An 8140-nucleotide genomic window follows, 5' to 3' on the forward strand; every position below is an offset into this window, starting at 1 on the left:
TCGGCCCGGTCGCCCGGTGGGACTCGATCGGCCCGTACCGGCTGCTGACCGCGCTGCCCCCGCGGGCCGCCCACGACCCGGTGGCCGGCCCATTGCTGGCGCCCGCCCACCGGGAGCTCGCCCGTACCGCGGAGACCTACCTCGACCTCGCGGGCCAGGCCGGGCGCACCGCCGCCGAGCTGGGCATCCACCGGCAGACCCTGTACTACCGCCTGTCCCGGGTCGAACAGCTCACCGGGCTGGACCTGGACGACGGCGAGGACCGGCTGCTGCTGCACATGGCGCTGAAGGCACACCGGCTGTGACCGGCGCGGCCGGGTACGGCGAACGCCGGAGGGGCTGACCGGGTCAGCCCCTCCGGCGTTCGGTGGAACCGTCGCGGGCCGGGACCCGCGACCGCTTTTCGCCTGCCGGTGCCGACGCCGGGTCAGACCAGGTTGACCGAGCGGGCCGAGGTCGCGCCGATCTCGGCCGCGGCCTCCGCGAGCACCCCGGCCGGGACCGTGTCGTCCACCGTCAGCACCGCGAGGGCCTCGCCGCCGACCGTGGCCCGCGCGACCTGCATGCCGGCGATGTTGAGACCGGCCTCGCCGAGGATGCGGCCGACGGTGCCGACGACACCCGGGCGGTCCTCGTAGCGCAGCACCAGCATGTGGTCGGCGAGCGCCAGGTCGACGTCGTACTCGCCGACCGCGACGATCTTCTGCACGTGCTTGGGACCGGCCAGCGTGCCGGAGACCGACACCTCCTCGCCGTCGGCGAGGGTGCCGCGCACGGTCACCACGTTGCGGTGGTCGGCCGACTCGGAGCTGGTGGTCAGGCGGACCTCGACCCCGCGCTCCTGGGCGAACAGCGGCGCGTTGACGTAGGACACCGTCTCGTCGACGACGTCCTCGAAGACGCCCTTGAGGGCGGAGAGTTCGAGCACCTTCACGTCGTGCTGGGTGATCTCGCCGTAGACCTCGACGTCGAGGCGGACGGCGACCTCGCCGGCCAGCGCGGTGAAGATGCGGCCGAGGCGCTCGGCGAGCGGCAGGCCCGGCTTGACGTCCTCGGCGATGACCCCGCCCTGCACGTTCACCGCGTCCGGGACCAGCTCACCGGCGAGGGCGAGCCGCACCGAGCGGGCGACGGCGATACCGGCCTTCTCCTGGGCCTCGTCGGTGGAGGCACCGAGGTGCGGGGTGCAGACGACCTGGTCGAACTCGAACAGCGGGGAGTCCGTGCAGGGCTCCTTCGCGTACACGTCCAGGCCCGCGCCGGCGACCCGGCCCTCCTTGAGCGCCGAGTACAGCGCCTCCTCGTCGACGATGCCGCCGCGCGCGGCGTTGATGACGCGCACGCTCGGCTTGACCTTGCGCAGCGCCTCGTCGCCGATGAGACCGAGGGTCTCGGGAGTCTTGGGCAGGTGCACGGTGATGAAGTCGGAGACCTCGAGCAGCTCGTCCAGCGACAGCACCTTGACGCCCATCTGCGCGGCCCGCGCGGGCTGCACGTAGGGGTCGTAGGCGACGACCTTCATGCCGAAGGCGGACATGCGCTGCGCGACGAGGGCGCCGATGCGGCCGAGGCCGACGACGCCGAGGGTCTTCTCGGCGAGTTCGACACCCGTGTACTTGCTGCGCTTCCACTCGCCGTTCTTCAGGGCGGCGTTGGCCTGCGGGATGTTGCGCGCCGTGGCGACGATCAGACCGCAGGCGAGTTCCGCGGCGGTCACGATGTTCGAGGTGGGGGCGTTGACGACCATCACACCGGCCTTGGTGGCGGCGGAGACGTCGACGTTGTCCAGGCCCACGCCGGCGCGGGCGACGACCTTGAGGCGGTTCGCGGCGGCGATCGCCTCGGCGTCCACCTTGGTGGCGGAGCGGATCAGGATCGCGTCGACCTCGGCGATGGCGGGGAGCAGCTCGGCACGGTCGGCGCCGTTGCAGTGCCGGATCTCGAAGTCCGGGCCGAGGGCGTCGACGGTGGCGGGCGACAGCTCTTCAGCGATGAGTACGACGGGTTTCGAGCTCACGTGAGTCCTCACAAGTCCCAGTGCGGACGGCCGTCCCGACGGCCGCAGGCGGTGAAGAAGTGCTAGCCGCGTGGAAGACGCACGACGCTGTGGGCCTGACGCGTATTAGTGCAGCAGTGTAGTGGCGCCGAGGGCGCGTCTTACGCCGCTTCGGAAGGATCACCCGTCCGTGGCGGACGGGACGGTCAACGTCGTACACCGACGTTACCCCGGGTTCGGCCGCCGGGACCGGAGCGGTGCGCCCCGGTCCCGGCAGGGCGCCCTACGCCTCCTCGTCGACCCAGCTCATGAGCTTGCGCAGCTCCTTGCCGGTGGTCTCCAGGAGGTGCTCGGAGTCCTGCTGCTTGTACTCGCCGTACTTCTTCAGACCGCCGTGGTACTCGTCCATCCACTGCTGTGCGAAGGTGCCGTCCTGGATCTCGGCGAGGACCTTCTTCATCTCGGCCTTGGTGGCGTCGGTGATGATCCGCGGGCCGGTGACGTAGTCGCCCCACTCGGCGGTCTCGGAGATCGACCAGCGCATCTTCTCCAGGCCGCCCTCGTACATGAGGTCCACGATCAGCTTCAGCTCGTGGAGGCACTCGAAGTAGGCGATCTCCGGCTGGTAGCCGGCCTCGGTCAGGGTCTCGAAGCCCGCCTTGACCAGCGCCGCCGTGCCACCGCACAGCACCGCCTGCTCACCGAACAGGTCGGTCTCGGTCTCCTCGGTGAAGGTCGTCTTGATGACGCCGGCGCGGGTGCCGCCGATGCCCTTGGCGTACGAAAGGGCCAGCGCGAAGGCGTTGCCGGAGGCGTCCTGCTCGACGGCGGCGATGCAGGGAACGCCGCGGCCCTCCTCGTACTGGCGGCGCACCAGGTGGCCCGGGCCCTTGGGGGCGACCATGCAGACGTCGACGCCGGCCGGGGGCTTGATGAAGCCGAAGCGGATGTTGAAGCCGTGGCCGAAGAACAGCGCGTCGCCGTCCTTCAGGTTCGGGGCGATGGTCTCCTCGTAGACCTTGGCCTGGATGGGGTCCGGGACGAGGATCATGATGACGTCGGCCTCGGCGGCGGCCTCGGACGGGGTCACCACGCGCAGGCCCTGCTCCTCGGCCTTGGCCTTGGACTTGGAGCCCTCGTGCAGACCGACGCGCACGTCGACGCCGGAGTCGCGCAGCGACAGGGCGTGGGCGTGGCCCTGGCTGCCGTAACCGATGACCGCGACCTTGCGGCCCTGGATGATGGACAGGTCGGCGTCGGCGTCGTAGAACAGCTCGGCCACTTTGGGTTCTCTCCTTGAGTGCAGGTGTTGCTCCCACCGTATGACGGCGGGGGAAGGGGACGGTTCGGAGTCTCGGGATACGGGCGGCCGTGTCACGGCCGGCCGCCCGTTTCCGGTCTCAGGCCGACCGGTCGAGAGCGCGCAGCGACCGGTCCGTGATCGAACGGGCACCACGCCCGATCGCGATCGTGCCGGACTGCACGAGTTCCTTGATGCCGAAGGGCTCCAGCATCTTCAGCATCGCGGACAGCTTGTCGCTGCTGCCGGTGGCCTCGATGGTGACGGCCTCCGGGGAGACGTCCACCGTCTTGGCGCGGAAGAGCTGGACGATCTCGACGATCTGGGAGCGCGTCTCGTTGTCGGCGCGCACCTTCACCAGGACGAGTTCGCGCTGGACGGCCTGGCCGGGCTCCAGCTCGACGATCTTCAGCACGTTGACCAGCTTGTTGAGCTGCTTGGTCACCTGCTCCAGCGGGAAGTCCTCGACGCTCACCACGATGGTGATGCGGGAGATGTCGGGGTGCTCGGTGACACCGACGGCGAGCGAGTCGATGTTGAAGCCGCGGCGGGAGAACAGGGCGGTGATCCGCGCCAGGACGCCGGGGGTGTTCTCCACCAGGACGGAGAGCGTGTGCTTGGACATGATCTGCTTCCTCTGCTTGTGAGTCCCGACGGCTCTCAGTCGTCCTCGTTGTCGCCGAAGTCGGGGCGGACGTCCCGGGCGGCCATGATCTCGTCGTTGGAGGTGCCGGCGGCGACCATCGGCCACACCATCGCGTCCTCGTGGACCACGAAGTCCACGACGACCGGGCGGTCGTTGATCGAGTTGGCCTCCTCGATGACCTTGTCCAGGTCGGCCGGGTCCTCACAGCGGATGGCGTAGCAGCCCATGGCCTCCGACAGCTTCACGAAGTCGGGGACGCGGGTCCCGCGGGCCTCGGGGTTGACGTCGTCGGGCCCGGAGTGCAGCACCGTGTTGGAGTACCGCTGGTTGTAGAACAGGGTCTGCCACTGGCGGACCATCCCGAGGGCGCCGTTGTTGATGACGGCGACCTTGATCGGGATGTTGTTCAGGGCGCAGGTGGTGAGCTCCTGGTTGGTCATCTGGAAGCAGCCGTCGCCGTCGATCGCCCAGACCGTGCGGTCGGGGACGCCGGCCTTGGCTCCCATGGCGGCCGGGACGGCGTAGCCCATGGTCCCGGCGCCGCCGGAGTTCAGCCAGGTGGCGGGCTTCTCGTACTCGATGAAGTGCGCGGCCCACATCTGGTGCTGGCCGACGCCCGCCGCGAACACCGTGCCCTCCGGGGCCAGCTGCCCGATGCGCTGGATGACCTGCTGCGGGGACAGCGAGCCGTCCTCGGGCAGGTCGTAGCCGAGGGGGTAGGTGTCGCGCCAGCGGTTCAGGTCGTTCCACCAGGCGGTGTAGTCGCCCCGGTGGCCGTCTGCGTGCTCCTTCTGGACGGCCTGCACGAGGTCGGCGATGACCTCGCGGGCGTCACCGACGATCGGCACGTCGGCGGCGCGGTTCTTGCCGATCTCGGCCGGGTCGATGTCGGCGTGGACGATCTTCGCGTACGGGGCGAAGCTGTCCAGCTTGCCGGTGACACGGTCGTCGAAGCGGGCTCCGAGGGCGACGATCAGGTCGGCCTTCTGCAGCGCGGTGACGGCGGTGACCGCACCGTGCATGCCCGGCATCCCCACGTGCAGCTCGTGACTGTCGGGGAACGCGCCGAGTCCCATCAGGGTGGTGGTGACGGGAGCTCCGGTGAGTTCGGCGAGGACCTTCAGCTCGGCGGTGGCACGGGCCTTCAGGACCCCGCCGCCGACGTAGAGCACCGGCCGCTTCGCGGAGGTGATCAGCCTGGCGGCCTCGCGGATCTGCTTGGCGTGCGGCTTCGTGACGGGCCGGTAGCCGGGCAGGTCCATGGTGGGCGGCCAGGAGAAGGTCGTCCTCGCCTGGAGGGCGTCCTTGGCGATGTCGACCAGCACCGGGCCGGGGCGGCCGGTGGAGGCGATGTGGAACGCCTGCGCGATGACGCGCGGGATGTCCTCGGCCTTGGTGACCAGGAAGTTGTGCTTGGTGATCGGCATGGTGATGCCGACGATGTCCGCCTCCTGGAAGGCGTCCGTGCCGATGGCCTTGGAGGCGACCTGACCGGTGATCGCGACCATGGGCACCGAGTCCATGTGCGCGTCGGCGATCGGGGTGACCAGGTTGGTGGCGCCGGGCCCGGACGTGGCCATGCAGACGCCGACCTTGCCGGTGGCCTGCGCGTAGCCGGTGGCCGCGTGGCCGGCGCCCTGCTCGTGCCGGACCAGGACGTGGCGCACCCGGGTCGAGTCCATCAGCGGGTCGTAGGCCGGAAGGATCGCACCGCCGGGAATGCCGAATACCGTGTCGGCGCCGACCTCCTCGAGAGAACGGATGAGGGACTGCGCGCCCGTCACCTGCTCGGGGGCGGACGGCTGTCCGGAACGGGGCCGCGGCTGCGGGTGGGCCCCGGTGGCCTGCTCGGTCATCGGCATTCTCTTCTCGATGCTGAGGGTTTTTGCGTGGTTTGCGCGGTGTACGCGGGTTGTGCGACGACACTGGTGCAACAAAAAACCCCTCGTGCCAAAAGGCAAGCGAGGGGAGCGCGCCGGTGCGGGTAGCCGAGCCTTCAGGGCTCAGCGTCAGCCGACGCGCTGTCCAAGTACGAGAATTCGGGTGCGCATGGAACTGACCCTCCCCCCGGCACGCACATACTGTCAAGTGGGTGGGACTGGGGTCTCATTATGTGAACGGAGAGCCGTCCCACCACGGAGGACGGCACCCACACCCGTCGCGAACGCGCCGCCGGGACCGCCCGCGAACGCGGGTTCGGCCGGTCCGTCCGGCACCGGGCAGCGGCCGGTGGTGAGCGCCCGGCGCAGCCGGTACTCGTCCAGCGGCCCGGCGAAGGCCATGCCCTGTCCGTGGGTGCAGCCCATCGCGCGCAGGGCGGTCACCTGCTCCGGCAGATCCACCCCGTCGGCCACGGACTCGATGCCGAGGTCCCGGGCGATCTGCAGCAGCCCGCCGGTGATCTTGTGCAGCCGCGCCGACTCCACGATGCCCTCGACCAGCGTGCGGTCCAGCTTGAGTATGTCGACCGGGAGTCTCCTCAGGGCCGCGATCGCCGCCTGGCCGCTGCCGAACCCGTCCAGGGCGATGCGGACGCCGGCCCGCTTCAGGGCGGTCAGCCGGCGCTCCAGCTCGTCGAGGCAGACCCGGGGGTCGGTGTCGGCCAGTTCGACGACGAGGGACCCGGAGGGCAGGCCGTGCCGGGTCAGGAGGGTCTCGATGCGGCCGAGCGCCATCGAGCGGTCCACCAGGCGGTGGGCGCCCAGCCGGACGGCCACGGGGACCGCGAGGCCGGTCGCCTGCCGCTCGGCGGCCCGTTCGATGGCCTCCTCCAGCACCCAGCGGCCCAGCTCGGCGGTCTTCTCGCCGTCCTCGGCGACGCGCAGGAACTCGGCGGGCGTGAAGAGCACGCCCTGCGAGGAGCGCCAGCGCGCCTGCGCGCAGACGGAGGTGATCCGGCCGTCCGCCAGGCGCACCACCGGCTGGTGGAGCAGCGCGAACTCGCCGTCGTGCAGCGCGGCGCGCAGCCGGCCGGCCAGTTCGGCGCGGCGGACCACGTCCTGCTGCATCTGGGGCCGGTACAGCTCCACGCGGCCCTTGCCGCCCGCCTTGGCCCGGTACATGGCCAGGTCGGCGTTGCGCAGCAACTCGCCCGCCCCGAGGCCGGGTTCGGCGAAGGCGACGCCGATGGAGGCGTTGACCCGGACATCGTTGCCGTCGATGAGGTAGGGCTGGGAGAGGGTGGTTCTGAGGCGGTCGGCGAGCTCCATGAGGTGGCGCTCGCGGGCCTGGTGGTCGCGGGCGCCGTCGCCGACGATCAGGGCCGCGAACTCGTCGCCGCCGAGCCGGGCCGCGGTGTCGCCCTTGCGGACGGCGTCGTGGAGTCTGCGGGCGGCCTGCACCAGCAGCTCGTCGCCGGCCTGGTGGCCGATCGTGTCGTTGACGCCCTTGAAGCCGTCGAGGTCGATGAAGAGGACGGCGGTGCCGCGCAGGGCGGCGTCCCGGTCCGAGACCCGGCGGCCGGACAGCGCCTGCTGGACGCGCCGGGTGAACAGCGCGCGGTTGGGCAGGTCGGTGAGCGGGTCGTGCTCGGCGTTGTGCTGGAGCTGGGCCTGCAGGCGGACCCGCTCGGTCACGTCACGGCTGTTGAAGATGAGGCCGCCGTGGTGCCGGTTGACGGTCGACTCCACGTTGAGCCAGCCGCCCCCGCCCCCGGCCTCTCCGGGGCGGGAGCCGCCCTGGCCGCCGGAGCGGAACCGGCACTCGATGCGCGTGGTGGGTTCCTCGGCGGGGTCGGCGGCGAGGAACCGGCGGATCTCGTGGACCACGCAGCCCAGGTCCTCGGGGTGGATGAGGTGGGCGAGTTCCGTGCCCACCAAATCCTCGGCGGGGCGGCCGTAGACGCCCGCGGCGGCCGGGGAGACGTAGCGGAGGATGCCGCTGGGGGCGGCAATCATGATCACATCGCTGGAGCCCTGCACCAGGGAGCGGAAGTGGTTCTCCTGCTGGGCGAGTTCCTGGGTGAGGGTGATGTTGTCGAGCAGCATGATGCCCTGGCGCACGACGAGCGCCAGCACCACCGTGCCGCCGGTGAAGAGCACCACGCGGTCGACGCTGCGGCCGTTGAGCACGTTGTAGAGGATGCCCAGGGTGCACACGGCCGCGGCGAGGTAGGGCGTGAGGGCGGCGAGGGAGCCCGCGATGGGCCGCGCCCCCGGGAACCGGCCGCCCGCGGGCACCGGCGGGGGCGGGCCGCCGC

At 71.0% G+C, this 8140-nt stretch carries 6 protein-coding genes; 1 reads left to right on the plus strand and 5 read right to left on the minus strand.

Annotation, left to right across the window (positions count from 1 at the left end; translation table 11 throughout):
- Positions 1-305: helix-turn-helix domain-containing protein (locus G3I53_RS28920; RefSeq protein ID WP_164438934.1), on the plus strand; the 305-nt coding region annotated here is incomplete at its 5' end.
- Positions 306-427: 122 nt separating this feature from the next.
- On the opposite strand, the gene serA is transcribed toward G3I53_RS28920, so the two are convergent.
- The 5 genes from serA to G3I53_RS28945 form a co-directional block, all read right to left on the minus strand.
- Positions 428-2017 carry a phosphoglycerate dehydrogenase gene (serA, locus tag G3I53_RS28925; protein ID WP_164337519.1) on the minus strand — a complete coding sequence of 530 codons (1590 nt, stop codon included), beginning with the start codon at positions 2015-2017 and terminating at the stop codon, positions 428-430.
- Positions 2018-2279: 262 nt separating this feature from the next.
- Complete coding sequence (ilvC, locus tag G3I53_RS28930; RefSeq protein WP_164337518.1) at positions 2280-3278, minus strand: ketol-acid reductoisomerase; 999 nt, start codon at positions 3276-3278, stop codon at positions 2280-2282.
- Between the two features lie 118 nt (positions 3279-3396).
- Positions 3397-3921, minus strand: coding sequence for an acetolactate synthase small subunit (ilvN, locus tag G3I53_RS28935; RefSeq protein ID WP_164337517.1), 525 nt, complete (start codon positions 3919-3921; stop codon positions 3397-3399).
- A gap of 35 nt (positions 3922-3956) precedes the next feature.
- Positions 3957-5804 (minus strand): acetolactate synthase large subunit, encoded by a 1848-nt coding sequence (locus tag G3I53_RS28940; protein WP_164337516.1) that lies wholly within the window; start codon positions 5802-5804, stop codon positions 3957-3959.
- A 222-nt stretch (positions 5805-6026) separates the two neighbouring features.
- Positions 6027-8140: EAL domain-containing protein (locus tag G3I53_RS28945; protein WP_164438935.1), on the minus strand; the 2114-nt coding region annotated here is incomplete at its 5' end.

The sequence above is a fragment of the Streptomyces sp. SID14436 genome (genome assembly GCF_010548465.1).
Lineage (GTDB): Bacteria > Actinomycetota > Actinomycetes > Streptomycetales > Streptomycetaceae > Streptomyces.

Bases quoted from the DNA above. Each gene is read 5' to 3' on its own strand.
- ilvN (WP_164337517.1), bottom strand. From the start codon at position 3,921: ATGTCCAAGCACACGCTCTCCGTCCTGGTGGAGAACACCCCCGGCGTC.
- G3I53_RS28940 (WP_164337516.1), bottom strand. From the start codon at position 5,804: ATGCCGATGACCGAGCAGGCCACCGGGGCCCACCCGCAGCCGCGGCCC.